We start from the raw sequence: 25,849 nt of genomic DNA on the forward strand, positions 1-25,849 counted from the left end.
GGTGACAGCGGGCGGCGGACCGGCTATCGGCATCCCATGCTGCACATCAACGATCTCACCTATCGCATCGAAGGCCGGCCTATCCTGGACCAGGCTACCGCCGCCATTCCGTCAGGCCACAAGGTTGGGCTCGTCGGTCGAAACGGCGCAGGAAAATCGACGCTGCTTCGGCTCTTGAGGGGCGAGATCTCCCCCGACGATGGCTCGATTTCCATTCCGCGCAATGCGCGTCTTGGCCATGTCGCGCAGGAGGCGCCCGGCGGCGACGACAGCCTGATCGACTGGGTACTGTCGGCAGATACCGAGCGCGCCAGCCTTCTCAAGGAAGCCGAAACCGCGAGCGACCCGGAGCGGATCGCGGAAATCCAAATGCGACTGACGGACATCGACGCGCATTCTGCGCCCGCTCGCGCCGCGCGCATCCTTTCAGGCCTGGGGTTCGATGAGGACGCACAGCGACGCGCGTGCCGCGACTTCTCGGGCGGGTGGCGCATGCGGGTGGCGCTCGGCGCGATCCTGTTCCTGAAGCCGGATATCCTTCTGCTCGACGAACCGACGAACTATCTCGATCTTGAGGGCACACTCTGGCTCGAGAACCACCTCAAGAGCTATCCGCATACGGTGCTGATCGTCAGCCATGACCGCGACCTGCTCAACAGCGCGGTGACGGAAATCCTGCATTTGGACAAAGGCAAGCTGACCCTCTATGCGGGCGGCTACGACGATTTTGAAGAGGCGCGGCGCGAGAAGCAGCGCCTCGAAATGAAGCTCAAGAAAAAGCAGGACGAGCAGCGCCGGCATCTGCAGGCATTCATCGATCGCTTCAAGGCGAAGGCCAGCAAGGCGGCGCAAGCGCAGAGCCGTGTGAAAGCCTTGGCGAAAATGCAGCCCATCGCCGCGCAGGTGGACGATCGGGTGGTGCCGTTTCATTTCCCCGATCCGCAGAAAATCATCGCCAGTCCGCTGCTGCGCATGGAAAAGGCGAGCGCCGGTTATCAAGCCGATAATCCGGTCCTGTCCGGTATCGATCTTCGCATCGACAACGACGATCGCATTGCGCTTCTCGGCCAGAACGGCAACGGCAAATCGACGTTCGCCAAGCTGATCGCAGGACGACTGAAGCCGCTATCGGGCGACATGTTCGGCGCCCAGAAAGTCGACGTCGGCTACTTCGCACAGCATCAGCTCGACGATCTTCTGCCCAACGCGACGCCCTATGATTACATGTTGAAGCTCATGCCGGAGGCAACGGAGGCGCAGCGGCGCACGAAGCTCGGCACATTCGGTTTCAGCGCCGATAAAGCCGACACCGCGTGCGGGAAGCTTTCGGGTGGCGAGAAGGCGCGCCTTCTGCTGGCCCTGACCGCGTTTCATGGTCCGCACATTCTTATCCTCGACGAGCCGACCAACCATCTCGACATCGACAGCCGCGAAGCCCTGATCCGCGCGCTGATGGAGTACAACGGCGCCGTCATCCTGATCAGTCACGACCGACATCTCGTCGAAGCGACTGCCGACAGGCTCTGGCTCGTGCGGAATGGCACGGTGAAGCCTTACGACGGCGACATGGAAAGTTATCGCGCATTGCTGCTCGAAGAACGCGGGGCACGATCGAGTGAGCGGCGCGATGACAGCGGCGGCGAAGGGCGTGCGTCGCGAACCGACCAGCGCCGTCTCGCAGCGGAAAAGCGGGCCGAGCTGGCCCCGCTCAAGAAGGCGATGGTTGCGGCCGAGAAGCAGGTTGAAAAGCTGTCGAAGGAAATCGCGGCCCTCGACGCGGTGCTCGGAGATACTTCGATCTACACGGTCAATCCGCAAAAGGCGCGGGCCGCCGCACAGCAACGAGGACAGCTCGCGCGAGACCTCAGCTCTGCCGAAGAGGCGTGGCTTTCGGCGACGGAGGCTTACGAGCAGGCGGCCGAAGGAGCCGACGCCTAGCCGTTTTGATTCGGCTGAAAGGCGTAGACCCTCTGATTTTCCATCGTGATTTGAAGAAGAAGGGCGGAATTGCGAATTCGTCGCGTCTATCCACACCTGGACGCGGGGCATTTCGGAACCCATTTCACTGTCCAGAAGTTCAATGGAACGCGCAGACAGAGTGCACCTTCCCCCGGCGTACTGCGCAAGTGAGAACGATCATGGACCAGAAATTCGTCTACCACCCCCTCAACCGCACGAACTCTTCGCGTGCACACGCCGCGAGCGCGAAATTGGTCGTGTCGGAATATCTTGCTTATCTGACCATGCTTTCGGCGGCGGTCGTTATTGCAATCGTTACCTTCGCTTACGCCGCTAATATTACAGTGCACTGGCTCTCTCACGTCAACGGCCCTGGCTTCTTTTCGTCAGAAGTCCAGCCCGTATCGAATTCCAGCATCAAGCCGTTCGCGCCCGAGAAGGTTGCGATGGTTTCAGCGCGTTGAACTGAATTCTTCGTCCACGCCTCGTGAATGCTTGATCCTCGGGTTTCCCAACCCGAGGACTTTTTATTGCGTGCGAGCGGCTGCAGCGGCGGTGAGGATCAGCCGCTGATCTTGGAGAAGTCGGCGACGGTGGCCGTCGCGGCGCGGATCTCGGACAACAGGTGCAGGCGGTTCTCGCGCACCTTCTTATCTTCTGCATTCACCAGGATCTTATCGAAGAACTGATCCACGGGGGCGCGGAGTTCGGACAGCGCGCGCATAGCACCGCCGAAATTTTCGACCTGTATCGCGGCGACGGTATCCTGCTTTACGGCTTCGATGGCGGCGGCGAGCGCGATTTCTTCTTTCTCGGTGAGAAGCGCAAGATCATAGGAACCCGCGTAGGACTTCTTGTCCTTTTTCTCTTCGATCGAGAGGATGTTGGCGGCGCGTTTGACGCCGGCGAGCAGATTGGCGCCGTCGTCGGTCTTCAAGAAGTCGTCGAGCGCTTCGACGCGACGGACGATGAGCGCGAGGTCCTCCTGGCCCCCTAGCGAAAACACAGCGTCGATCAGGTCGTGGCGCTTGCCTTGATCCTTGAGGAAGACCTTCAGGCGGTCGGCGAAGAAGGAGAGCAGATCTTCCTTCACCTTCGGAACATCGAACCTGTTGGGCATCAGCGCGTTGCTTGGAGCCCCTACCCCGCCTTTGAGTTTCCAACCAAAGAGTTTGGCAGAACTGTCGATGGCAGTGAGCAGAGGAAGACGAAGGTCATTCTCCAGCACGATGCGAATGACGCCGAGCGCGGCGCGGCGAAGCTGGTAGGGATCGCCGGAGCCGGTTGGCTTTTCGCCGATGGCCCAGAAGCCAACGAGCGTGTCGAGCTTGTCGGCGAGGGCGACGGCGCAGGCGACGGCGTCGCCCTGATCTTCACGCGGAACGGAATCGGTCGGGCCCTTCGGCTTGTAGTGCAGCTCGATGGCGCGGGCGATTTCGGGCTTAGTGCCGACGTGCTCCGCATAGTAGCGGCCCATCAAGCCTTGCAGCTCGGGGAACTCGCCAACCATTTCGGAAACGAGGTCCGCCTTGCAGAGACCAGCGGCGCGGCGCGCATCTTCCGGCACGGCATCACAGGCACCAGCGAGTTCGAACGCGAGCTGCTCGATGCGCTCAACGCGATCTTTCTGCGAACCGAGCTTCTCGTGGAACGTGACGTGTTCGAGCCGACCCGCCATCTCGCCCAGCGGATGCTTCAGGTCCTGCTCCCAGAAGAACTTCGCATCCGACAGGCGCGCGCGACTGACCTTCTCGTTGCCCGAGATGATTTCCTTGCCCCCATCTTTGGCGACGAGGTTCGAAACGAGAAGGAACTTGTTTGCGAGTTTCTTTGATTTCGGATCGCGAACGGAAAAGCACTTCTGGTGCGTCTTCATCGAGGTGGTGAGAACTTCGCCCGGGACTTCGAGGAAGGCCTTTTCGAACGATCCCATCAGAACGACCGGCCACTCGGTCAGCCCGGCATTCTCCGCTAGAAGCGCGTCATCCTCAACGAGCTCGAGCTTGGCTTCCTTGGCGAGCGCATGCGCCTGCTCGGAGATCGCAGCGACCCGTTTTGCCGGATCGAGCATGACGTGGTGCGCCAGGAGCTTCTCTTCGTAGTCGGCGAAGCTTTTGACCTTGAACGGTCCGGGACCGAGGAAACGATGGCCTCGGGTTTCATTGGCCGACGCAAGGCCGTTGATTTCGAACGGCACGACCTTGCCGCCAAGCAGGCAGAGCACCGACTGGAGCGGACGCACCCACTGAAAGGGAGACGCGCCCCAGCGCATCGATTTCGGCCAGGGGAATTTCGCGACGACGTCGATGACCGTTTCGGCGATGATCTCAGCCGCGGCCCGGCCGGGCTTCTCGATGTTGGCGACGTAATAATCGCCCTTCTTGTCGTCCTTGACGACAGAGGCGTCCTTGATAGACGCAAGGCCAGCAGACTTCAGGAACCCGGCGACCGCTTGTTCCGGCGCACCGACGCGCGGACCCTTCTTCTCTTCGGAAATCGCAGGGGAGCCGTGCGGGACATTATCGATGACAAGCGTCAGCCGACGAGGCGTGGAATAGGCCCGCGCGTCGCCAACTTCCAGACCGCGCGATTTAAGGCCGTCGAGGACAAGGCGTTTCAGATCTTCCGCTGCGCGCAATTGCATGCGCGCCGGGATTTCCTCCGACAGAAGCTCAAGCAGCAGTTCAGACATTCAGGATCGATCTCGCGAGACTGTCTCTTTCCTGGTCTTACAGGAAAGAGTGAGGGTGAGGGGTAAAGATGCAGGGCGCCCTTAGGCCCCTCACCCTGGCCTCTCCCCATCGCGATGCCGCTACGGGGAGAGAGGTTTCTTATGGGTTCGCAGGCGCCGGCGTTGCAGGCGGCGTCGCGTTGTCGGGTTTGCTTTCCGGAGCCGGAGTTGCCGAAGGCGCGGGCTCGGCCGGCGGCGTCGCAGGAGCCGCTTCCGGAGCAGGTGCTGGAGCCGCCGGCGGCGTTGCTTCCGCGGCAGGTGGGGTTGGTGGGGTCGGTGGCGTGGCTGGTGGCGTTGTTTCCGCTGGCGGTGGCAACGCCTTCATCGCGCCGCCATCAGCCGGCGCCTCTTCCGCCTTTTTGTGCTCGGGCAGAATTCCAGCCGGAAGCGAAACGCGCACCTTGTGTCCGAACTCCTTCATCGTGCCGGTCGTTTGCAGATAGCCAATGCCAACGGCGACCAGCGCGATGAAAAACGCAAATACCCACGGCAAGCGCCGGAGAGCGAAGAAGCCAATAATGACGAGCGGCACAGCAGCCGCGATAATACCGAGGGTCGTGTCGTTCATACGCGTCCTCCTCCTTCAGTCTTAAGCCACGCGCCGCAACAGGCTTTCGCCAACTCCCGAACGCGCAGGATATAGCTCTGACGTTCCGTGACCGAGATCACGCCCCGAGCGTCGAGCAGGTTGAAGATGTGGCTCGCCTTTATGCATTGATCGTAGGCGGGGAGAGCGAGCAAGTGCTCCTCGCCATTTCTTGCGCCGGCCTCAAGCAGGGCCATGCATTCCGCTTCTGCGTCCTTGAAATGCCGGAGCAGCGCCTCGGTGTCGGCGTGCTCGAAGTTGTAGCGGGAATATTCGCGCTCGGCCTGCAGAAAGATGTCGCCATAGGATAGGCGTTTGTCGTCGTCGCGACCGTTGAAGTTCAGATCGAACACGCGATCAACGCCCTGGACGTACATGGCGAGGCGCTCGAGCCCATAGGTGATTTCGCCGGCAACAGGATTGCAGTCGAAGCCGCCGACCTGCTGGAAGTAGGTGAACTGCGAGACTTCCATGCCATTGCACCAGACTTCCCAGCCAAGGCCCCAGGCGCCGAGCGTCGGGCTTTCCCAGTCATCCTCGACAAAGCGAATGTCATTGAGCGTCGTATCGATGCCAATGGCATCGAGGCTCGCCAGATAGAGCTCCTGCATATTGGCGGGAGACGGCTTCATGATGACCTGGAACTGGTAGTAATGCTGAAGCCGGTTCGGGTTTTCGCCATAGCGTCCGTCCTTGGGACGACGGGACGGCTGCACGTAGGCGGCGGACCATGGCTTGGGCCCAAGCGAACGCAGGGTGGTTGCCGGGTGGAACGTGCCGGCGCCGACTTCCATGTCGTAGGGCTGCAGGATCACGCAACCCTCGGCGCTCCAGAAGCTTTGCAAAGTCAGGATGAGATCCTGGAATGCTGCTTTTGGGCGCAACGGCGGGAGGCGCCCGGCCTTGGTTGCAACCGACGTCTGGGGCATATTTTCTTGCTCGATCCGGCTGGAATTTGCGGCCGCAATATACGCGTTAAAGAACCCTTGTCACGCGCTGTCGGCGTTTTGAGGAAGGTAGGGCCAGGCGCGCTCCGCCTTGCTTGCATCCGGGGCTGCGATGCGCCGCAGCACAGCCGTCATCTTGAACGACCGGCGGTTCAGAGTTGGTCAGTTGTCGCGTTGCGCGCGGGGACGATAAACGCCGGCAACCTCGTCCCATTCGAGGTTGCCCAGATCCCGGACCGGTGCCGTCGCCCGGCGCACCCGGGCTTCTTCCTTACGCGCGGCCTGACCATATCGAGCCAAAGAGGACAGCAGCCGGTATCCGGCGATCCCAGCGGCACCAACGACTGCAAGAAACATCAACGGGGGCATTGTTCGGCCCTCCGGGCCTAGATCCCAAAACGCGACCACATCGTGCGCGTCTCGGCAGCGGACACCAGATCGTCGGCAAAAGCAAGACCACCTAGGCCTATGGCAGAGGCGCCAGGGGCCCGTCGCAGCCGCGACAGCAGACCACCGCGCTCGGGTTCAACGACTTTGAAGCGGACTTTGTCGCCGAAAACCTGCTGCATCTTGGAACGCATATCGGAAATGCCGTCGATGAGGCCAAACTCGGCGGCCTTCGAGGCGGACCAGAAGGCGCCCGAGAAGAGTTCTTCGTCGGGTGCCTTGAGCTTGCCAAGGCGGCGCTCTTTGACAAGGCCGATGAACACGTCGTGGACGTCCTTCTGAATGGCCTTGAGGCGTTCGACGTCTTCCTGATCCTCGGGAAGAAAGGGATCGAGCTGGTTTTTGTTGGCTCCTGCCGTGTAGACGCGACGCTCGATTCCCGCCCGCTCAAGCAGCTCCACAAAGCCAAAGCTGCGAGAGACGACCCCGATCGAGCCGATAATCGATGAAGGATCGGCATAAATTTCGTCGCCTGCGATGGCGAGGAAATATCCGCCCGACGCGGCGACGTCTTCGCAGAAGACGTAGATCTTCTTCTTCTTCTCGGCGGCCATCTGACGGAGCCGCTTGAAGATCAAGTTCGACTGCACCGGCGAGCCGCCTGGCGAGTTGATCACGACGGCCAAGCCCGGAAGCTTCGATAGCGAGAACGCTTTGTCGATGGCGCCGGCGTAACTTGCGAGCGACAGCCCCGGCCTTAGAGGCGTCGCCATTCCGATTGGACCGGTAAAGCGCAAAACAGGGATAGTCGGCTGACGCGAAAACGGCCACATGAATGGAAACTCCTGCGGGGCGATGTGGGGATTTGTGAACCGGCTTGAAAGAGGCGAGTTTCTAGAGCAATTGCCCGTTTGCTGCCAGTAGAGATCGGGTCGCCGGTATCAAGTAGGCAGAGCGGCGCCGTGGCGGAAGACGGCTTCGATCTCGGGTCTAAAAGCCTGATCCGGACCATGGAGCACGATACCGGGCTGAATGGAAATCGGTGCTCGGCTGCCCTTGATGCCGGATACGATCACGCGAATGGCCGGTTCGCTGGCACGTGCGTGTATCGGAAGCACGCTAATCGCACCGAACCTGGTCGCGAAGGCTGAAAGAATGCGCGGCAGCGCCTCCGCCTTATGGATCATCGCCGCGCGCCCTCCAGGCGCGGCCATCCGGTTCATGAAGCGCGCCCAGGTATCCAGCGCGTCCGGTGCCATCTGATGTGACGCCGCTCGCAACTGGTTGCCCGCCGCAGTGCTGCGCCCCTCCTCGTGGTAGGGCGGGTTGGCTAAGACGTGGGCGAACGTTTCCGATGGGATCCCCGCGAGGTCGAGCGCACCGGAAGCGCGTGCGAGATCGCCCTCAACAACCGAAACGCGCATCGCCAGGCCGTTTTTCTCGACATTCAAGCGGGCGAGCTCGGCCAGCTGCGGCTCACGTTCGAACAAAACGACTTTGGTGCCAGGGCACCGCGCTGCTACGCAGAGCCCGACGACACCGACGCCCGAGCCGACGTCCAGGACGGGCCCGCCGTGAGCTGAATTTGGCTCCAGAGTGGCTGCCAGGAGGACGGCATCGGTACCCGCCCGATAGCCGCTTCGGGGCTGTACGACGCTTAATGCGTCTCCCAGGAATAGATCTTCGGTCACCGGGTCGGACGAGCGCTTTTCAGCCTCAAGCGCGTTCATTGCTCACGACCCATTCACCAAGTCCGGCGTCGACAAGGATGCGGCTTGCGCGGTGCCATGTTTCCTGCGCAACGACAAGACGTCGCGGGAATGCTCCGATTGACCCTTCCATCAAGCTCATATTTCGATCAAATACCACCGCTTCGATCCCTTGGTCGGCGAGCAGAGCCTCCACGTAACTGAGCAAGACCGCATCATTCGTTAAAATTAACTCGCGCATGGCAATTCCGAAAATGAACAAAGTTGTTGCCACGCTGTACCGCGTGACGACTTGACGACGACTGCATATATATTAGCACGCAATGAAAACTGGGGGCCACCTTGGGTCGCGTAATTCCACTCGAAGACGTCCGGGAAACGAGCCAGAAGCTGCAGCCGCTTCTCGATCTCGTGGCCGACGACATGGAAGCGATCAATCGCATCATTCTCGACAAGGCGGTGTCCGACGTCGAGATGATCCCGGAACTGGCGCATCACCTCATCGACAGCGGCGGGAAGCGTCTTCGGCCGATGGTGGCGCTGGCGACCGCGAAGCTCTGCGGATACACGGGCAACGGCCACATCCGCACGGCTTCGGCTGTGGAATTCATGCACACCGCGACGCTTCTGCACGATGACGTCGTCGACGAAAGCGCCGCACGGCGCGGCCGGAAGACGGCGCGCATGATCTGGGGCAATCAGGCGAGCGTTCTTGTGGGCGATTTCCTGCTCGGCCAGGCGTTCAAGATGTTCGTGGATGTCGGGTCTCTTTCCGTGCTCCGCATCATGTCCAATGCCGCTGCAACGATCGCCGAAGGCGAAGTCATGCAGCTCGCCGCGGCCAAAAACACCTCGACCACCGAAGACGATTACCTGACGATCATCAATTCCAAGACGGCCGCTCTGTTCTCTGCCGCGGCCGAGGCCGGCGCCGCGCTTGCCATGCGGCCCAGCGAAGAGCAGGCGGCGCTGCGTTCCTACGGAAAGAATTTGGGCCTGGCATTTCAGCTTGTCGATGACGCCCTCGACTACGCAGGCGACAGCACGCGGCTGGGAAAGTCAGTTGGCGACGATTTCCGCGAGGGCAAAATCACGCTCCCCGTCATTCTCTCATTCCGGCGCGGTTCGAACGACGAGCGGCAGTTCTGGAACCGGACCGTGGCGGAAGGCAAAATCGCCGACGGTGATCTTGAGCACGCGGTCGGCCTCATGCGCCGGCATAAGGCAATCGAGGCGACGTTCGAACGCGCACGCTCCTACGGTTCCATTGCGCGCGACGCGCTCGCGATATTCCCTGACAGCCAGGAAAAAGATGCGCTCGAGCAGGTGATTGCATTCTGCATTAGCCGTTCTCACTGAACGAGCGAACGGCCGGCTGTTCAAACCAAACGCGAGTGGGCAACCCACCATTGGGGCTGCCGCGATTTCAAGATGCGCGCTCCTGTCTTAGCTGCGTGCTCTGTTTCGAAGAGCGCGAAACAGGTGGGGCCTGCCCCCGACAGTTGCGCAGCGCGTGATCTCGGGAGCTTGGCGAGCGCGGAGACCACAGCGTTGATCTCGGGGATCAATTGGCGTGCCGGCGCCTCGAGTGCGTTGCCCCGCAACGCTGCGTAGCGAAACACATCCCGGACGGACGAGAAGACCGGTGCGCTTTCCTTGGCGGCATCGGGCGCGAGCGGCTGGGCGTTGAGAAGACGAAACACCTCTGCGGTTTTCTTTGCCGGAACAGGTACGAGCGGATTCGCCAGAACCACGAATAGATCGCCGGGAAAAGCAGTCGGGCTGATGTCCTCCCCGATGCCGGTCATCGTCGCTGCCCGGCTCTGCAAGCAAACGGGAACATCGGCGCCAAGTTCTTGCGCAATTCCGGTGAGATCGAGCTCAGCAATTTCAGGATGCGCAAGGCGCAAGAGACGCAGCGCAGCAGCCGCGTCTGCAGAGCCGCCGCCGATACCGCTCGCGACAGGCAGATTTTTCTCGAGCTCTATCCGGCCGAGTTCGCGTGATGGCACCACGCGCGATACTGCGGCAATGGCGGCGTCGACGAGATTGGATCCCTGCAGGCCCACGGCGAAAGGGCCGCTCGCTTCGGTCGGCATGGAAGGTCCAGGGAAAAGCGTCAACCGATCCCCGATGTCGGATGCGAAGGCAACAAGACTGCGAAGCTCGTGATAGCCGTCAGACCTCCGCCCTAACACTTCGAGCGTCAGGTTGATCTTCGCTGGAGCGAATTCCACTTTCGACATGCATTCCATGATGTAAAAACGGGCGCTGTTGCGCCCGTCTTTCCCACAAACATTCTTGATGCGTCGTTACTATTCGACCGCTCGGCTGGGCGTTCCCGTCTTGTTTTCGCTACGGCGACGAAGCTCGTCCCGCTGGACCTGACGCGTCTTTTCAACGTTTTTTGCTTCGCCTTTGGAATCCAGCCCACGCTCGAGCTTCGCTTTGATCTTGTCTACGTCGTCCGGCTCGGGATTGAGGGACAGAGCCTGGCTCCACTGGAAGCGCGCCTCGCGCTCGCGGCCAACCTTCCAGAAGGCATCACCCAGGTGGTCGTTCAAGGTCGGATCTTCGGGCTTAATCTCGACAGCACGCTCGAGGTAGCGAACGGCTTCCTTGAAGTTGCCCTGCTTGTAGTGGGCCCAACCGAGGCTATCGACGATATAGCCGTCATCCGGTTTCAGCTGGACGGCCTTCTCGATCAGGCGCGTGCCCTCTTTGAGGTTCTTGCCCTGATCGACCCAGGAATAGCCGAGATAATTCAAAACAAGCGGCTGATCGGGCGCGAGTGCCAACGCGCGCTTCAAATCCGCTTCCGCAGCCGACCAATTCTTCAAGCGCTCGTAGGCCGTGCCTCGTGCGTAGTAGTAACCCCAATTGCGCGAATCGGACTTGTTCAGAACAGCGAGCGCTTTGGTGAAGTACGTGACAGCGCTCTGATAATCCTTGCGGGCACGCATGATGTTGCCCAGCGCTTCAAGCGGGCGAACATCCTTGGGGTCCTGCTCGCTCAACTTGACGAGGATGGCTTTGGCTTCATCCGTGCGATCGAGCGAATTGAGATCGAAGGCGCGGCGGATGTCGATCGCGCTCTGCAGCGGCGTTCCGGCCGGAATGCGGTCGTACGTTTTCAACGCATCGTCGTAACGCTTGACGGCTTCCTGTGCGTTGGCAAGAGCTGCGAGTGCAAAAACGTGATCCGGCTTCGCATCAAGAGCAAGCTGGAGATAAATCGTGCCGAGGCTGACGCCGCCCTCGCCCGCCAGCGCCTCACCGAGACCGTAGAAGACTTCGGCCAGACCTTCGGTCGGCGACGAAATGAGAAGCGGCGGCTTTTCTTTCTTATTGATGATCTCGAGCATCTCCTTCGCCAAGGGATGCGGCTCACCTTGCGTTTTCGCGAGTTGCTGCTTGATCACCTGACGCGCAGTTTTGAAATCGCCGTAGTGAGCGGCCGACTGCGCATAGGCAAGTGAGGTCCGGAGCGTGCGGCTGTCCTGACGAAACACTTTTTCATAGGAGGCGCGTGCATCGGCCTTGCGACCGGCAAGATCAGCGATCAAAGCGCGATGGTAGCGGAGATAGAATTGTGCCCAATCCGGCTGGCGCGGAAGATCCAGAGCCTTGAGCGCGCCATCGGTATCGCCAGCGGCCAAGCGCGTCCAACCGATCGCAATCGCGCTAGTCAATTCACCGATGGGGTTCTCGGAAGCGGCGGTGAAACGATCCTCCGCCTTTTTATAGTCGCCCGCCTTGAACGCGGTCACGCCAAGGAGGAATTGCGACATGCGATGCGACTGATGGGAGGCAGACAGCTGTTCGGCCAAAGGAATAGCCTTCGACCAGTCGCCCGACATCGTTTCCATCTGGAAGGCTTGCTCGAGCAGAACCTCGTTCGTCGGATCGCGTTCGAGCGCGCGGCCGTAAAAGTCTGCCGCTTCTTCCGTATCCTGTGCCGCGCGAGCGAAACGCCCGGCGAGATAATTCCCAAGGATCGAATTGGACGTCTCGTCCTGACCGGTATCTTGCGCTTGATCCTGGTCCTGATCTTGAGAGCGGGCCGGAGCCTCGCTGAAAAACCCGGCAATCGTCAGTGCAATTGCGACAAGGCATACACTCAGCACGCGCCCGAAGGGTCCCCGCATCGACTTTTTCCCTTTGCTGCCGGAAGCCAATTCGATTCCTGCAGGGTCAAGCCTAGCAAAGATACCGCGCTGTTGGCGACAAGCTTTACGTGAAAAATAAGACATGAGCCGAAATTGCTAACCGTTATCAACATTGTGCGCGAGACTGCGCTACAATGCACCTAGCGATCTGGCTTATATCGTCGCGAGCGGGCACGCGACGATCGCGCCCTGCTCAGCAAACGTTATTCAGTAGAACGTCACATTCCGGCGTAATTGGGTCCGCCGCCGCCTTCAGGGCACGTCCAGACAATGTTCTGGCTCGGGTCCTTGATATCGCAGGTTTTGCAGTGGACGCAGTTCTGCGCGTTGATCTGAAACCGTGCTGCGCCGGCGCTGTCATGAACGACTTCGTACACGGCGGCGGGACAGTAGCGCTGAGCCGGCTCGGCATATTCGGGAAGATTGACGGCGATCGGAACGGTCGGATCGAGCAGCTTGAGATGAACCGGCTGATCTTCCTCATGGTTCGTCGCGGAGAATGAGACGTTCGTCAGACGGTCGAACGTCAGTTTGCCATCCGGTTTCGGGTACGCGATCGGCTTATAATTTCGCGCTTTTCCGGTCGCCGCCGCATCGGTCTTGCCGTGCTTCAACGTGAAGCCCAGGCCCACACCTGAAATGATGGTGTTGAGCCAAAGATCGATGCCGCCAAGCATCACGCCCAGGATTGTTCCAAATCGAGACCACAGCGGCTTCATGTTCCGTACGCGCTTCAGGTCTCTGGCGATATCGCCACTGCGCACATCGGCTTCGTACGCATCAAGGGTGTCATGCGCGCGTCCCGCAGCAAGTGCATCGACCACGGCATCGGCGGCTGCAATACCGGACAGGATGGCATTATGGCTGCCCTTGATGCGCGGGACGTTGACCATGCCTGCCGCGCAGCCCAGGAGCGCGCCGCCCGGAAAAACAAGATCCGGCATCGATTGCCAACCGCCCTCTGTTATCGCGCGTGCGCCGTAGCCGATGCGCTTGCCGCCTTCAAAGACGCTTCGGATCGCCGGGTGCGTTTTGAAGCGCTGGAATTCGTCGTAGGGCGAAAGATACGGATTGGCGTAATTCAGATGCACGACAAAGCCGACGGCAACGAGATTGTCTCCATAGTGATAGAGAAAAGAGCCGCCGCCCGTGCTGTTGTCGAGCGGCCAACCGAACGAGTGCTGGACATATCCGGGCTTATGTTTCTCCGGCGCGACCTGCCAAAGTTCTTTGATGCCGATACCGTATTTTTGCGGCTCGTGATCGTTGGCCAGATCGAAATGGCGGATCAGCGTTTTCGAGAGAGAGCCGCGGGCGCCTTCTGCGATCAAGGTATACTTACCGCGAAGTTCCATGCCGCGGACGAAGGCGTCTTTCGGTTGCCCATCCCGACCGACGCCCATGTCTCCCGTCGCAACACCCGCCACGGCTCCGCTCTCGTCGTAGAGAACTTCACTTGCCGAAAAGCCCGGATAGATTTCAACGCCGAGTTCAGCTGCCTGGTCGCCGAGCCATTTGCACAGCGCGCCGAGGCTGACGATGTAATTGCCGTGGTTCTTCATCAGCGGCGGCATCGGCCAGTTCGGCAGGCGGATGTCACCTTCCGGGCCGAGCACGAGGAATACATCCTCGGTCACCGGCGTTTCGACCGGAGCGCCGCGTTCTTTCCAATCCGGGATGAGGCGGTTGAGGCCGATCGGATCGATGACCGCGCCCGAAAGGATGTGCGCGCCAACTTCTGATCCCTTCTCAACGACGACGACGGATATTTCTGAACCCGTTTGCGCCGCCTTCTGCTTCAGGCGTATCGCTGCGGCCAGTCCCGCCGGTCCGGCACCGACGATCACCACGTCGAAGTCCATTGCCTCGCGGGCCGGCAATTCGGCGTCGTCAGCGGCCATCGTCACCTCTTTCGGATGTTTGGAAGTCCATCAGTAAACTCGATTAGGTTGCGGGACGAGAAGCGTCAAGTTGACCGATGCCACGGGTGGGGTCGCGGCGGACGCGTGCATTTTGGCGGGGCTGTCTTTATTGTTCGATCCCGATGACAAGTTTTTACGATCGGGATGAAATGCTGGCGCTGCTCGATTGGTTGCACGCCATGGGCGCGGATGCGGCTGTCGGGCACACAGCTCAAGACTGGCTGGCGCGCGGCGACGAGGCCCCGGGCGCTGGTTTTTCTTGGCCCAAACGGGGACATGACGTCGCTTCGCCACCCGGCGCGGCTGCCCGGCCTTCTGGAGCTTCGCCGCCGATCCGGCCTCAAGTGGAAATGAGAAGTCCTGCTCGTGCCGACACCGGAAGGGCGGAGGCCGTTCGTCCGCGCGCCGCAACGCCGCTCGGTGCGAGCGAAGCGGAGACCGGCGCCCGACGCATTGCGCGGTCTGTGACATCGTTGGAGGGATTGGAGGCCGCACTTCGCGATTTCGACGGCTGCGGGCTGAAATCCACGGCGACAAAGCTTTGCTTCTATCGCGGCGCGGCCAAGGCGGACCTGATGATCATCGGCGAAGCACCGGGACGCGACGAGGATCTCGCGGGCAAACCTTTTGTCGGACGGGCGGGGCAACTGCTCGACAAGATGCTTGCCGCGATCGGGCTTTCCGAAGCCGAAGTTCACATCACCAACATCGTCTATTGGCGGCCGCCTGGAAACCGCACACCGACGCCGCAGGAAGCACTCGCCTGCCGGCCTTTTCTTGAAAGGCAGATCGAACTCGTTGCACCAAAAGTGCTGGTTGCAGTGGGCGGTTCGGCCGCAAAAGAAGTGTTGGGCGCCGCTGAAGGCATTATGAGGCTTCGCGGCAAGTGGCGCGAAGTCCAGATCGGCGACCGCACGGTGCCAGCCATCGCGACGTTGCACCCGGCCTACCTTCTACGTACGCCAGCCGCCAAGCAACTGGCGTGGATAGACCTGTTACAGATCAAGTCGAAGCTCTAGCACGAGAGACTGCCATGGCCGGCATCGATGCCGAACGCCAATTCATTCCAATCCGCATCGCGATCATGACGATGTCAGACTCGCGGTCGCTCGCGGACGATACGTCGGGATCGTATTTGGAACGCGTGATCGGCGAGGCGGGCCATGCCTTGGCCGACCGCAAGCTCGTCAGGGACGACGCAATGCAGATCCGGCAGATCATCCAGGGCTGGATCGAGGACCCGTCGATCGATTGCGTGATCACGACGGGCGGCACTGGGTTCACGGGCCGTGACGTGACGCCGGAAGCGGTGAAGCCGCTTTTCGAGAAAGAAATCGAGGGCTTCTCGATCCTCTTTCATATGCTTTCATATCAAAAGGTCGGAACGTCGACGATCCAATCGCGCGCTTGCGGAGGTGTGGCGCGGGGTACGTATATCTTCTGTCTTCCAGGATCGACCGGCGCCTGCAAAGACGCGTGGGAAGGGATCCTGAAGTTCCAGCTCGATATTCGGCATCGGCCGTGCAACTTCGTCGAGATCATTCCTCGTCTCGAAGAGCATCGAAAATGATCGTCGCGCGTCTAAGGCGCGCTTTCTACGTTGCCGCTCAGCCGCGCTATCATGCTGATCGGCAAGCCCGCCCCGTAAAGCATGTGGCAGATCTGATTGCGAAATGATCGCGAGAGATAGCCGTCACGCCGATACCGATGTGCCGATGTCACCGCTTCCGCATCAAGCATCGCAAACCTGCGGCGACCGAGACGACGGGCGAGATCGATGTCTTCCATGATCGGCAGATTCTTGTAGCCGCCGACGGCATCGAAGAGATCGCGCCGGATCAGCAAGCCCTGATCGCCGTACGGCACGCGGAGGAATTTACATCGCAGGTGCACGGCCGCTTCGAGCAATCGGGGAGCGAGCCCCCTGTCATCGAGGCGAAATTTGAAGGCGCCGGCTGCCATCGAGCGCTCGCCGAGGTCCACACGGCGCATGAACGCGGTGGCGCTTCGCTCCCATCCGTCCTGGAGGACGGTGTCGGCGTTCAGAAAGAGGAGCCAAGGGAATCGCGCGGCGGCTGCGCCCTGTGCCAGCTGCCCGCCACGTCCCGGAGCACTCGTGACGACATCGGCGCCAGCGATGTCCGCGACCTTGGCGGTGGCGTCCGTGGAGCCGCCGTCGACTACGATGACCTGCCGCACGATCCCGTCGACGGCAGCTGGGACTAGCGCCGACAGCGTCATCGCCAACGTTCGTTCGGCATTCCGGGCGGGAATGATTACTGAGATCATCGTCTTTTCCTTACACGACAATCTTTGGTCGGCAAGGCGCGCCAAGTCGCGGGCTTTAACTACGGCCCGTGCCGGGCCGACCTCTCGATGTTCTTTATTTGTTCCATGACGTCTGGTATGGAGGTGGAAAACAGCAAGTGAGCCAGGATGCGGGCTGACAGAGAAAACCCAAGCCGACCCCTTTCGCAAGACGCCGTGGATGCGGAGCGCCGCCGCGGGCGTGGAGCCCGGACGAACAAGACCGGCCGCTTCGAGGCAGAGGTGCATGAAGCCTTCGACGACGGGTGGGAAAGCCTCGGCGATCTCGACGCCTTCAAGACCGAGGTGGTCGAAGAGGCCGCGAAATCAATCATTTCGCACAATGACAGCCCCGATGTTTCGTTCGACAGTTCGATCAATCCCTATCGAGGATGCGAACACGGCTGCATCTATTGCTATGCGCGTCCGAGCCACTGCTATCTCGGGCACTCGGCCGGGCTGGATTTCGAGACCAAGCTCTACGCCAAGCCCAATGCGGCGGCACTTCTGGAACGGGAATTCAGCAAGCCGAGCTACAAGCCGGAGACGATCGCGATCGGCGGCAACACCGACCCATATCAACCTATCGAACGCGAACGGCGCATCACGCGATCAATCGTTGAGGTGATGGCGCGCACCAATCATCCGGTGGGGATCATTACCAAATCGGCGCTCGTCGCCCGGGACATCGACCTGCTCGGGCCGATGGCGGAGAAGACTCTAGCTCGCGTCGCGGTGTCGATCACCACGCTCGACCGTCATGTTGCGCGGGCGATGGAGCCGCGCGCAGCGACACCGCCTAAGCGGCTCGAGACGGTGAAACGCCTCGCTGACGCGGGTATCCCCGTGACCGTAATGGTGGCGCCGATCATTCCGGGGCTTACGGATCACGAGATCGAGCCAATTCTCGAAGCGGCGCGCGAGGCTGGCGCGCGGGATGCGGGCTACGTCCTGCTGCGCTTGCCCCTTGAAATAAAAGATCTCTTCCGCGAGTGGCTGGCATAAGAGTTTCCCAATCGGGCCGAACGGGTGATTTCTCTTCTACGCTCGATGCATGGCGGCCGCGATTACACGCCTGACTTCGGCGTGCGTCAGGTGGGGCGCGGCCCCTATGCCACGCAAATCGCGTTGCGCTTCCGTCTCGCAAAAAAGCGGCTCGGTATGGGCCAAGATCGAGTTGCGTTGCGAACTGATCTTTTCCTGCGCCCTGGTAGCAGTGGACAACAGCTTCCACTGCTTTGACAGGCTGTTCGGCGCGATGACCAAACTGGCGAATGAAAATCGCCGATTCGCGCATCAAGCCGACATTCGAACTGGAAGCCGCCGAGCACCAACTCGGCTCGCGTCCGATCGCGGGGGTTGACGAAGCTGGACGCGGCCCGTGGGCCGGCCCCGTCGTCGCGGCTGCGGTCATTCTCGATCCCGATAAAATTCCGGCAAATATCGACGACAGCAAAATCCTCGACGAGGATTCGCGCGCCTATCTGTACCGACGCATCATGAAGGTCGCGATCGTGGCCGTCGGGATCGCCGATGTCGATCGCATCGATCGCGAAAATATTCTCGGGGCGACGCTGTGGGCGATGGCGCAAGCAATTGGCCAGCTCGCTGATGTGCCCAAGCTCGTTCTTGTCGACGGGAACAAGGCGCCCCGCGTACCGATGCCCACACGAACCATCGTCAAGGGTGATGCGAAGTGTCTGTCGATCGCCGCTGCGTCGATCGTGGCGAAGGTGACCCGCGATCGCATCATGACGCAGCTGGCGCGCGACTATCCCGGATATGGTTTCGAACGCCACAAAGGTTACGGGACGCCCGAACATCAAGCAGCGATCGACAAGCTTGGCGTTTCGCCGTTGCATCGGCGCTCGTTCAAGCCCGTTCAACTGGCTCTCGGGCTTGGGGCGCTGGTCTGAATCAGCGCTCGACCAGTTGCAGATCGAATCAAAAAATATAAATCGCTTGCGCGTCGCCGGAGCGTATCCAAGCGGAGTCCCGATGATGTAGAAAGCTTGGCCCGTCGCATTTTGAGTTCGAGGCGGTGCTTCAGTCACACGTAGCGTAACAGGTTCGAGTACATGGGTTCGCGTCGCGTCAAGGGCCGCTCGGAGAGCGGAAGGATTCTTATTGGTGATTGCATTGCTGAGCTAAAAAAGCTCGAAACGTCCAGCGTCGATCTCGTCTTCGCCGATCCGCCTTACAATTTGCAGCTCGCGGGCGATCTTCTCAGGCCGAACAACACGAAGGTCGACGGCGTCGACAATCAATGGGACAAGTTCGACGATTTCGCAGCCTATGATTCCTTTTGCCGCGCCTGGCTCGCGGAATGCCGCAGAGTACTCAAGCCCGACGGCGCGATCTGGGTGATCGGCTCTTATCACAACATCTTCCGGCTCGGCGTTGCGATCCAGGATCTTGGCTTCTGGATCCAGAACGACGTCGTATGGCGCAAGGTGAACCCGATGCCGAATTTCCGCGGCAAGCGCTTCACCAATGCCCATGAGACGATGATCTGGGCTGGGCGCGATAAGAAATCTCGCGTGACGTTCAACTACGAAAGTCTGAAAGCGTCGAATGACGACATTCAAATGCGCTCCGACTGGCTCTTTCCGATTTGCTCGGGTCCAGAGCGTTTGAAAGACGATGGCGGCCGAAAGGCGCATCCGACTCAGAAACCTGAGGCGTTACTTCATCGCATCCTGATCGCCTCCACGAAGCCCGGCGATACGGTGCTCGATCCATTTTTTGGGACCGGGACCACCGGTGCGGTGGCAAAGCGGCTCGGACGCAAGTTCATCGGCATCGAGCGCGACGTCGATTATGCGAAGGCGGCCGATGAGCGCATAGCGAAAGTCGTTCCGCTCGACCTCGATGCGATCGAAGCGATCCCATCCAAGCGTGGCGAGCCGCGCATTCCATTCGGGCAGATCCTCGAACTCGGCATCATCGAGCCGGGACGCAAGCTGTTTGATCCGCGACGCGAAGTGCGGGCCGAAGTGCGCGCCGACGGCACGCTGTTTTACGCTGGACAGCAGGCTTCCATTCATCGTCTCGGAGCCATCGTGCAGGGCAAGTCCGCTTGCAACGGCTGGACGTTCTGGCACTTCGAAGTCGAAGGAAAGCTCAAGCCGATCGACGTTTTGCGCGCGCAGGCGAAGCGGCAACTCGGCCTGAGCGGAAGCGTATCTGCTTAGACAGTTATGGCGCTAATCCTGGTGGCGTGCCGCGCCATCAGGAATTTAAGACATCCATAACCACGATTGGGAAAATCCACTGCCTACGCGCTCGGCAGAAAATTTCCCGAAAAACTCCAAAATCGACCGGGATTGTTCATTTGGCGATCAGCCTGCTTTCTCCCCAAGCAGCAACGCGCACGCCTTGAATATATATCGAGCAAGGCTCACGGCTCTCTCGCAAGTCTCGCTCAAGCTCTGTTAATTGCCCGGTCGAATACTCCCGCCGATTTTGCCAGTGGGGGGTATTCATGTCGCACGATTTTCTTCGAAAGCCGCAATCGTCTTCTTCTCGATCGACTGTACGCTTGGGCCTCCATCGCGTTCGTGCGCGTCGCCGCGCGGGGCCGAAGGCAACTTTAAGCGACGACGCCAAACATCTGGCCGAGCGCCTGGAGAATGCCGAGAGGACAAACAAGCAGCTTCGCGAAGCCATCGACATGCTTCCTCAGGGCGTGGTCGTTCTCGATCGCGAAGGCCGGTACGTACTGTGGAACCAGCAATACGCCGATATCTACAAGCGAAGTGCGGATCTTTTCGAAATCGGCGTTCGCCTCGAAGATACGCTGCGAATTGGCGTTGCACGCGGGGATTACCCGGAAGCGAAGGGCCGCGAAGAGCAATGGATCGTAGAGCGGGTCAAGCGGCTGTTCCAAGCGAAGGACCGGCACGAGCAATGGATATCGGACGGGCGCTGCATACTGATCGACGAGAGGCTGACGAGTGACGGGGGCGTCGTCGGGCTGCGTATCGACATCAGCGAATTGAAGGAGCGCGAAGCATCGTTTCGCATGCTGTTTGAAGCCAATCCCGTACCGATGTTCGTCGTGCGCAAGAGCGACAAAGGAATTCTAAGCGCAAACGCGGCGGCGCTTCGCCATTACGGTTTCACCGTCGAGGAGCTGTCGACGAAAACGCTGCTCGATCTACATCATCCGGATGACCACGCCTATCTCGATAATCTCTATGGCGGGAAAGCCGAAGAATTCGCCGGACAAACGTGGCGGCACATCAAGGCGGATCAGACATCGATCGACGTTGCCATCTACTCGAGTTCGATCACTCAGGGACAAACGCCGGCGATCCTGTTCGCTGCAATCGACATCACCGAGCGCAAGGCAGCGGAGGCGAAGGTCGCGTATCTTGCTCACCATGACGCTCTCACAGGGCTCGCCAATCGCGTATTCCTCCGCAAGCGGCTTGATGAACTGCTGGCGTCAAGGAAGCGTTCCGGTAACGGGGTCGCGGTTCTTTGCATCGACCTCGATAATTTCAAAGTCATCAATGACTCCATGGGACATGCGGCGGGCGACTCGCTTCTTCAGCAGTTGACCACGCGAATCCAAGGCAGCCTGCGCAAAGATGATATTGCCGCGCGTCTAGGAGGCGATGAATTCGCCGTCGTGCTTGCGAACGCAAATCATGCCGTCGAGGTGAGCTCTGTCGCACAGCGGATCATCGACGCGCTACGAGAGCCCTTCGCCATCGATGATCAAGCCGTCAACGTCACCGCGAGCGTCGGCATCGCTTTGTGCCCGAGCGACGGCGAGACGGCCGAAGCCCTTCTGAAGAACGCCGACTTGGCGCTCTATCAGGCTAAAGGTGACGGCAAGGGATGCTACCGGTATTTCGAGGCGGAAATGAACGTTCGCGTGCAAGCGCGGCGCAAGATCGAGAGCGAACTTCACCACGCTTACATGAGCGGCGGATTGGAAATTCATTATCAGCCGCTCGTGACGTTGAATTCCGGCGAGGTTTCAGGTTTCGAGGCGCTGCTCCGTTGGCCGCATAGCGAGCGCGGTTTTATCCCGCCCTCCGAGTTCATTCCGATCGCGGAAGAATGCGGGCTTATCGCGCCGATCACTGATTTCGTCTTGCATCGCGCCTGTCAGGACGCCACGACCTGGCCGAAAAAAGCGCGGCTCGCGGTCAATATGTCTCCGCAGCGGTTCCGGATTGGCAACGTCTTCCAAGCTGTTTCGGAGGCGCTCAAGGCATCGGGATTGGAGCCGGAAAGGCTGGAGCTCGAAATAACGGAGGCGCTGCTTCTGGAAAACTCCGAAAGCGTGCTGTCCATTCTCCATTCGATCCGGAGTCTGGGCGTGCGCATCTCCATGGATGACTTCGGCACCGGCTACTCGTCCCTCAGCTACTTGCGCATGTTCCCGTTCGACAAGATCAAGATCGATGGCTCGTTCGTTCGCGGGATTGGATTTGGAACTGAATCGCAGGCCATCATCCGGGCAATCATGGGACTCGGTTCAAGCCTGGGAATGACGATCACAGCCGAGGGGATAGAAACCGAATCCGAGCAGGCTTTCCTCAGAGCGGTCGGATGCGATGAGGGACAAGGCTTCCTTTACAGCAAGGCGCGGCCCGTCGGAGATGTCCCGTTGATCCTTGATGCCTTGAACGCGGCGGGGATCGGCGCAGCGTCCGGACAGTTTTAGCCCCGGCGCAGCATCAATTGTCGGCAAGGCCGTGCGCAATGACCTTCTTCATAACGCTCGGCAGCGCCTGAGCGTGAAGGTCGCGGCGATGAACCCAACGGCAGCGCTCGGGCTCAGCCCAGAGCGTGACGCTCGTGTCGGACGGGACGAGAGCGCGATAGACGATCAGCTCGAGGCGAAAGTGCGTGAACACGTGAACTACGGTTCCCGTCACCGCGTGCCAGGACGCCTTTACCGGCGCCGACCGCATTGCTTCACTCCGCGCTGGCTGTTGCTCGTCCCACGGCGTTGACGGCACCTCCAGCATCCCGCCGAGCAGTCCCGCTTCCGGACGCTGTCGTAGAAGCACCGCACCGTCCTCTCGCTGGACGAGGAACGCCACGCCTTGCCTGGTAGGCCGAGCCGTCTTGGCGGCTCTGATCGGGAGGAGTTCGGCAAGATTGTGAGCGCTCGCCGCGCAGTCCTGCTGGACGGGGCAGACGAGGCATGAGGGTTTTTTCGGCGTGCAGATTTCAGCACCGAGATCCATCATCGCCTGCGCAAAATCGCCGGCGCGCCGTTGCGGCGTCAGCGTCGCTGCGAGACGGCGAATCTCGGTCTTGGCGCCGGGCAACGGCTGCTTCACCGCAAACAAGCGAGCGACGACGCGCTCGACGTTGCCGTCGACCGGGGTCGCCTTTTCACCGAAGGCAATCGCGGAAATGGCGGCCGCTGTGTACGGCCCGATGCCGGGAAGCTTCAGCAGATCGGCCTCAGCGCGCGGGAACTCGCCTCCGAAATCTCGAACCACCGTCTCTGCGCATGCCTTCAAATTTCGGGCGCGCGAATAGTAGCCTAGACCAGCCCACTGTTGCAGAACCTCTTCGAGCGGAGCTTCCGCCAGGGCAGCGACCGTAGGCCATCGCGCCACGAACTTCTGAAAATAGGGCACGACCGCTTTGACAGTCGTCTGCTGCAGCATGATTTCAGAAAGCCAGACCCGATAAGGGTTGGCTGCCTTACGCGGGCCGTAGCGCCAGGGCAAATCGCGGCGCTCGGCCTCGTACCAAGCCAGCAACGATTTTACCGTCAACGGACCTGCCGGCCGCAACGGAAGCTGTTGCTGCTTTCTGCGAAGAGCGACATTTTCCTGGACCGCGCCCATGCGCCCTTTGTCTCCGGTTGCGCGGGAACCTCGAATCGCATCGACAATGCTAGCTGGCCTACGCGTCACCACAAGCCTCACGAGCGAGTTTACTGCCGTGTCCGAGCCGGAACCCACAGCCCAGACGACACAGCTGCCGCGCGACACGCGTATTAGTAGCAAGGGGCAATTTGCAAAAGCAGTCGGAGCCTTCGTGCCGAAGGTGACAGCCGCCGTTTTCCAGAAGTTCGGGTTTCACAGCGCCGAGATCATGGCCTCCTGGCCCACCATTGTCGGGTCAGATGTCGCCCGACTGACGCGTCCCGAATCGATCAAGTGGCCGCGCGGGAGCAAAGCTGCGGCGACCGAGGGCGATGACGAAGGCCGAAGTGCTGGTGCCACCTTGATTGTCGCAACCGACCCGGCATTTGCCCTCGAAGTTTCCTACCGGCACAAGGAAATCATCGACCGGATCAATCGTTATTTCGGCTACCGCGCCATCGGACAGCTCAAGGTCCACCAGGTTCCAGGCTCAATCGCTGCGGCTACGCCCAGTCCACCTCCATCTCCTGCGCTAGCCAGCGCACCATCTTCCAGAGGTGGAGGCGACCTCGCTACAGCCCTTGAAGCCCTAGGGAGAAGTGTCACGGCGGCCCGTACCCGCTGAGGGCCATCGTTCAGCTCATATTGCTGATCGTTTTGTTGCTATTCAGCTTCGATTGGGCTTATTCGGGCGCCGGAACCGCGTTCGGCCGGCCCTCGTTTGGCCGCCGTTGCAAAGCGAGATGCATTCCCAGAGGAGTTGGGACCTTGATTACCTTCAAAAAAGTCATTTCCGGTCTGCTCGCCATGGCGGCCGTTGCTGTCGTGGCGATTTCGAGCGCGGACCCGAGCTTCGCGCAGCGCAAAGACGGCCCGGCGGAAGTTTCCGTCGAGGAACTGATGAAGCCGACTGACCTTCCCGATCTTTCCCTCGGCTCCCCGGACGCGAAGGTAACCGTTGTCGAATACGCATCGATGACGTGCCCGCATTGCGCGCACTTCACGAACGACGTCTTCGAGAACTTCAAGAAAAAGTACGTCGACACCGGCAAGGTTCGCTACATATTCCGCGATTTCCCGCTCGATAACCTGGCGGCTGCCGTTTCGATGCTCGCGCGCTGCGTCGCCCCGGATAAGGCGCTCCCGATGATCGAGACCTACTACGCCAAGCAGCAGGATTGGGCGTTTGCCGAAGGCAGCCCGGTGCCGAAGCTGTTCGACATCGCGAAGCAAGCTGGGTTCACTCAGGAGAGTTTCGATAAGTGCCTGACGAACCAGAAGCTTTTAGACCAGATTACGGCCGAGCGCACACGCGCTAGCGAGACCTTTGGCGTCAATGCCACACCGACGTTCTTTATCAACGGCAAGAAGCTGCAAGAGGCTCCAACGCTCGAAGCATTTGATAAGGTGATCGAACCGCTGTTGGCAGCGAAATAACCGGAAACCCAAATGCTTTCTGTCCGCACGCTCAGCCTAGCCGCCGCTTTCCTCGTTGCAGGCTTGCTGGCGGGCTGCGGATCGACGCTGCCGTCCCTGTCGCCAATGGCTACGGCAAGTGTCTCCACCGACAGCAACAATCTCGGAGCCTATCCAACGACCGGCTCCGAGACGTCAGAAGGGATGCCGACGCCCTTCGGCGATTCGAGCGCAACGGCCGTAAGTGGCCGTCAGGTCATCGAAAATCCTACGATCGCTGATATCATGGCGCCCAGTCCGCTTCCCGAGATGAGCTGGGGGCAGCCGAACGCGCCAGTGACGATCGTGCAGTACATGTCGCTGACGTGTCCGCATTGCCGTAACTTTCACCTGACGGTCTATCCGGAATTTAAGCGCCGCTTCATCGACACGGGTCGAGTCCGGTATGTCCTGCGTGAATTCCCGATCGGGAAGTCTTCCGGCAATGCCACAATCGCCCTGCGCTGCGCGCCTCCCGACAAGTATCTGGAACTCTACGGAAAATTCATGGAGCAACAGGCCTCTTGGGTCAGCCAGGAGGTCAGGCTCGATGCGATCTACGCCGTCGCCAAACAGGTGGGGATGACGCGCCCGCAGTTTGACGCTTGCTTGCAGAATCAAGACATGATCCAGAAGTTGAAGTGGGTTAAGGATCGTGGGCGCAAGCTCGGCATCATCGGGACGCCGAACTTTTTCATCGGCACCAAGCTCGTGAAGAAAGAGCTGACGATCGCCGAGATTGCCGACTACGTCGAACAGGCCAATCAGCAGCGCAGCACGCCAACGGCGGCTGCAAGCCCTTAAGGGCTCTTGCGACGGTCCTGACGCC

At 60.3% G+C, this 25,849-nt stretch carries 23 protein-coding genes and 1 pseudogene; 12 read left to right on the forward strand and 12 right to left on the reverse strand.

Features of this window, described 5'->3' with window-relative positions:
* Positions 1-36 precede the first annotated feature (36 nt).
* Together EKK30_RS17635 and EKK30_RS17640 are read left to right on the forward strand one after the other, a co-directional pair.
* Positions 37-1,938 (forward strand): ABC-F family ATP-binding cassette domain-containing protein, encoded by a 1,902-nt coding sequence (locus EKK30_RS17635; protein ID WP_290986993.1) that lies wholly within the window; start codon positions 37-39, stop codon positions 1,936-1,938.
* Positions 1,939-2,138: 200 nt separating this feature from the next.
* Positions 2,139-2,423, forward strand: coding sequence for a hypothetical protein (locus tag EKK30_RS17640; RefSeq protein ID WP_290986994.1), 285 nt, complete (start codon positions 2,139-2,141; stop codon positions 2,421-2,423).
* Positions 2,424-2,521: 98 nt separating this feature from the next.
* On the opposite strand, the gene glyS is transcribed toward EKK30_RS17640, so the two are convergent.
* From glyS to EKK30_RS17675, 7 genes are all read right to left on the reverse strand, one after another.
* Entirely contained in the window at positions 2,522-4,651 is a 2,130-nt protein-coding gene (glyS, locus tag EKK30_RS17645) for a glycine--tRNA ligase subunit beta (protein WP_290986995.1), read from the reverse strand.
* 139 nt (positions 4,652-4,790) lie between these two features.
* Positions 4,791-5,258 carry a hypothetical protein gene (locus EKK30_RS17650; protein ID WP_290986997.1) on the reverse strand — a complete coding sequence of 156 codons (468 nt, stop codon included), beginning with the start codon at positions 5,256-5,258 and terminating at the stop codon, positions 4,791-4,793.
* Positions 5,255-6,205, reverse strand: a complete 951-nt coding sequence (locus EKK30_RS17655; RefSeq protein ID WP_290986998.1) for a glycine--tRNA ligase subunit alpha — start codon at positions 6,203-6,205, stop codon at positions 5,255-5,257. The genes EKK30_RS17650 and EKK30_RS17655 overlap by 4 nt, the downstream gene beginning before the upstream one ends.
* Positions 6,206-6,385: 180 nt before the next feature.
* A complete protein-coding gene (locus tag EKK30_RS17660) occupies positions 6,386-6,592 on the reverse strand; it encodes a hypothetical protein (RefSeq protein WP_290986999.1) in 207 nt (68 codons plus the stop codon).
* Positions 6,593-6,609: 17 nt separating this feature from the next.
* Positions 6,610-7,443, reverse strand: coding sequence for a S49 family peptidase (locus EKK30_RS17665; protein WP_290987000.1), 834 nt, complete (start codon positions 7,441-7,443; stop codon positions 6,610-6,612).
* 108 nt (positions 7,444-7,551) lie between these two features.
* Entirely contained in the window at positions 7,552-8,340 is a 789-nt protein-coding gene (locus EKK30_RS17670; RefSeq protein WP_290987001.1) for a methyltransferase, read from the reverse strand.
* Entirely contained in the window at positions 8,327-8,560 is a 234-nt protein-coding gene (locus EKK30_RS17675; protein ID WP_290987130.1) for a DUF2007 domain-containing protein, read from the reverse strand. The genes EKK30_RS17670 and EKK30_RS17675 overlap by 14 nt, the downstream gene beginning before the upstream one ends.
* A 182-nt stretch (positions 8,561-8,742) precedes the next feature.
* Here EKK30_RS17675 and EKK30_RS17680 point away from each other — a divergent pair, with 182 nt between their 5' ends.
* Positions 8,743-9,678 carry a polyprenyl synthetase family protein gene (locus tag EKK30_RS17680; protein ID WP_290987132.1) on the forward strand — a complete coding sequence of 312 codons (936 nt, stop codon included), beginning with the start codon at positions 8,743-8,745 and terminating at the stop codon, positions 9,676-9,678.
* A 20-nt stretch (positions 9,679-9,698) separates the two neighbouring features.
* Here EKK30_RS17680 and EKK30_RS17685 read toward each other — a convergent pair whose 3' ends face one another.
* From EKK30_RS17685 to EKK30_RS17695, 3 genes are all read right to left on the reverse strand, one after another.
* Complete coding sequence (locus EKK30_RS17685; RefSeq protein ID WP_290987002.1) at positions 9,699-10,565, reverse strand: 4-(cytidine 5'-diphospho)-2-C-methyl-D-erythritol kinase; 867 nt, start codon at positions 10,563-10,565, stop codon at positions 9,699-9,701.
* Between the two features lie 69 nt (positions 10,566-10,634).
* The gene (locus EKK30_RS17690; protein ID WP_290987004.1) at positions 10,635-12,467 is read right to left on the reverse strand and encodes a tetratricopeptide repeat protein; all 1,833 of its coding nucleotides are present in this window, start codon (positions 12,465-12,467) and stop codon (positions 10,635-10,637) included.
* A 239-nt stretch (positions 12,468-12,706) separates the two neighbouring features.
* On the reverse strand, positions 12,707-14,389 hold the full coding sequence (locus EKK30_RS17695) for an electron transfer flavoprotein-ubiquinone oxidoreductase (RefSeq protein ID WP_290987006.1): 1,683 nt from the start codon (positions 14,387-14,389) through the stop codon (positions 12,707-12,709).
* Positions 14,390-14,532: 143 nt separating this feature from the next.
* On the opposite strand from EKK30_RS17695, the gene EKK30_RS17700 reads away from it, so the two are divergent.
* Together EKK30_RS17700 and moaB are read left to right on the forward strand one after the other, a co-directional pair.
* Entirely contained in the window at positions 14,533-15,429 is an 897-nt protein-coding gene (locus EKK30_RS17700) for a uracil-DNA glycosylase (protein WP_290987008.1), read from the forward strand.
* A gap of 14 nt (positions 15,430-15,443) precedes the next feature.
* On the forward strand, positions 15,444-15,980 hold the full coding sequence (moaB, locus tag EKK30_RS17705; protein WP_290987009.1) for a molybdenum cofactor biosynthesis protein B: 537 nt from the start codon (positions 15,444-15,446) through the stop codon (positions 15,978-15,980).
* A gap of 11 nt (positions 15,981-15,991) precedes the next feature.
* Here the strand turns inward: moaB and EKK30_RS17710 are convergent, their stop codons facing one another.
* The gene (locus EKK30_RS17710) at positions 15,992-16,699 is read right to left on the reverse strand and encodes a TIGR04283 family arsenosugar biosynthesis glycosyltransferase (protein ID WP_290987011.1); all 708 of its coding nucleotides are present in this window, start codon (positions 16,697-16,699) and stop codon (positions 15,992-15,994) included.
* 147 nt (positions 16,700-16,846) lie between these two features.
* Here EKK30_RS17710 and EKK30_RS17715 point away from each other — a divergent pair.
* From EKK30_RS17715 to EKK30_RS17730, 4 genes and pseudogenes are all read left to right on the forward strand, one after another.
* Positions 16,847-17,959: pseudogene (locus tag EKK30_RS17715) on the forward strand (PA0069 family radical SAM protein).
* A 32-nt stretch (positions 17,960-17,991) separates the two neighbouring features.
* Complete coding sequence (locus EKK30_RS17720) at positions 17,992-18,633, forward strand: ribonuclease HII (protein ID WP_290987012.1); 642 nt, start codon at positions 17,992-17,994, stop codon at positions 18,631-18,633.
* Positions 18,634-18,795: 162 nt separating this feature from the next.
* Positions 18,796-19,911 (forward strand): DNA methyltransferase, encoded by a 1,116-nt coding sequence (locus EKK30_RS17725; protein ID WP_290987013.1) that lies wholly within the window; start codon positions 18,796-18,798, stop codon positions 19,909-19,911.
* Positions 19,912-20,201: 290 nt separating this feature from the next.
* Complete coding sequence (locus tag EKK30_RS17730) at positions 20,202-22,400, forward strand: EAL domain-containing protein (RefSeq protein ID WP_290987015.1); 2,199 nt, start codon at positions 20,202-20,204, stop codon at positions 22,398-22,400.
* 13 nt (positions 22,401-22,413) lie between these two features.
* Here EKK30_RS17730 and mutY read toward each other — a convergent pair whose 3' ends face one another.
* On the reverse strand, positions 22,414-23,544 hold the full coding sequence (mutY, locus tag EKK30_RS17735) for an A/G-specific adenine glycosylase (RefSeq protein ID WP_290987016.1): 1,131 nt from the start codon (positions 23,542-23,544) through the stop codon (positions 22,414-22,416).
* A 46-nt stretch (positions 23,545-23,590) separates the two neighbouring features.
* Here mutY and EKK30_RS17740 point away from each other — a divergent pair, with 46 nt between their 5' ends.
* From EKK30_RS17740 to EKK30_RS17750, 3 genes are all read left to right on the forward strand, one after another.
* Positions 23,591-24,190 (forward strand): DciA family protein, encoded by a 600-nt coding sequence (locus EKK30_RS17740; RefSeq protein ID WP_290987017.1) that lies wholly within the window; start codon positions 23,591-23,593, stop codon positions 24,188-24,190.
* Between the two features lie 143 nt (positions 24,191-24,333).
* Entirely contained in the window at positions 24,334-25,002 is a 669-nt protein-coding gene (locus tag EKK30_RS17745) for a DsbA family protein (protein WP_290987018.1), read from the forward strand.
* 12 nt (positions 25,003-25,014) lie between these two features.
* The gene (locus tag EKK30_RS17750) at positions 25,015-25,824 is read left to right on the forward strand and encodes a DsbA family protein (protein ID WP_290987019.1); all 810 of its coding nucleotides are present in this window, start codon (positions 25,015-25,017) and stop codon (positions 25,822-25,824) included.
* The last annotated feature ends 25 nt before the right edge of the window (positions 25,825-25,849 follow it).

Source organism: Hyphomicrobium sp. (assembly GCF_003987855.1).
Taxonomy (GTDB): Bacteria; Pseudomonadota; Alphaproteobacteria; order Rhizobiales; family Hyphomicrobiaceae; genus Hyphomicrobium_B.

Excerpts from the sequence above, each read along its gene's own strand:
- EKK30_RS17665 (WP_290987000.1), bottom strand. The coding sequence starts at position 7,443 with ATGTGGCCGTTTTCGCGTCAGCCGACTATCCCTGTTTTGCGCTTTACC.
- EKK30_RS17680 (WP_290987132.1), top strand. The coding sequence starts at position 8,743 with ATGGAAGCGATCAATCGCATCATTCTCGACAAGGCGGTGTCCGACGTC.
- EKK30_RS17650 (WP_290986997.1), bottom strand. The coding sequence starts at position 5,258 with ATGAACGACACGACCCTCGGTATTATCGCGGCTGCTGTGCCGCTCGTC.
- EKK30_RS17690 (WP_290987004.1), bottom strand. The coding sequence starts at position 12,467 with ATGCGGGGACCCTTCGGGCGCGTGCTGAGTGTATGCCTTGTCGCAATT.
- EKK30_RS17720 (WP_290987012.1), top strand. The coding sequence starts at position 17,992 with ATGAAAATCGCCGATTCGCGCATCAAGCCGACATTCGAACTGGAAGCC.
- EKK30_RS17675 (WP_290987130.1), bottom strand. The coding sequence starts at position 8,560 with ATGCGCGAGTTAATTTTAACGAATGATGCGGTCTTGCTCAGTTACGTG.
- EKK30_RS17640 (WP_290986994.1), top strand. The coding sequence starts at position 2,139 with ATGGACCAGAAATTCGTCTACCACCCCCTCAACCGCACGAACTCTTCG.
- EKK30_RS17725 (WP_290987013.1), top strand. The coding sequence starts at position 18,796 with ATGGGTTCGCGTCGCGTCAAGGGCCGCTCGGAGAGCGGAAGGATTCTT.
- EKK30_RS17670 (WP_290987001.1), bottom strand. The coding sequence starts at position 8,340 with ATGAACGCGCTTGAGGCTGAAAAGCGCTCGTCCGACCCGGTGACCGAA.
- EKK30_RS17700 (WP_290987008.1), top strand. The coding sequence starts at position 14,533 with ATGACAAGTTTTTACGATCGGGATGAAATGCTGGCGCTGCTCGATTGG.
- EKK30_RS17635 (WP_290986993.1), top strand. The coding sequence starts at position 37 with ATGCTGCACATCAACGATCTCACCTATCGCATCGAAGGCCGGCCTATC.
- EKK30_RS17695 (WP_290987006.1), bottom strand. The coding sequence starts at position 14,389 with ATGGCCGCTGACGACGCCGAATTGCCGGCCCGCGAGGCAATGGACTTC.
- EKK30_RS17740 (WP_290987017.1), top strand. The coding sequence starts at position 23,591 with ATGCTAGCTGGCCTACGCGTCACCACAAGCCTCACGAGCGAGTTTACT.
- EKK30_RS17660 (WP_290986999.1), bottom strand. The coding sequence starts at position 6,592 with ATGCCCCCGTTGATGTTTCTTGCAGTCGTTGGTGCCGCTGGGATCGCC.
- moaB (WP_290987009.1), top strand. The coding sequence starts at position 15,444 with ATGGCCGGCATCGATGCCGAACGCCAATTCATTCCAATCCGCATCGCG.
- EKK30_RS17750 (WP_290987019.1), top strand. The coding sequence starts at position 25,015 with ATGCTTTCTGTCCGCACGCTCAGCCTAGCCGCCGCTTTCCTCGTTGCA.
- EKK30_RS17685 (WP_290987002.1), bottom strand. The coding sequence starts at position 10,565 with ATGTCGAAAGTGGAATTCGCTCCAGCGAAGATCAACCTGACGCTCGAA.
- glyS (WP_290986995.1), bottom strand. The coding sequence starts at position 4,651 with ATGTCTGAACTGCTGCTTGAGCTTCTGTCGGAGGAAATCCCGGCGCGC.
- EKK30_RS17710 (WP_290987011.1), bottom strand. The coding sequence starts at position 16,699 with ATGATCTCAGTAATCATTCCCGCCCGGAATGCCGAACGAACGTTGGCG.
- EKK30_RS17655 (WP_290986998.1), bottom strand. The coding sequence starts at position 6,205 with ATGCCCCAGACGTCGGTTGCAACCAAGGCCGGGCGCCTCCCGCCGTTG.
- EKK30_RS17730 (WP_290987015.1), top strand. The coding sequence starts at position 20,202 with ATGTCGCACGATTTTCTTCGAAAGCCGCAATCGTCTTCTTCTCGATCG.
- mutY (WP_290987016.1), bottom strand. The coding sequence starts at position 23,544 with ATGGGCGCGGTCCAGGAAAATGTCGCTCTTCGCAGAAAGCAGCAACAG.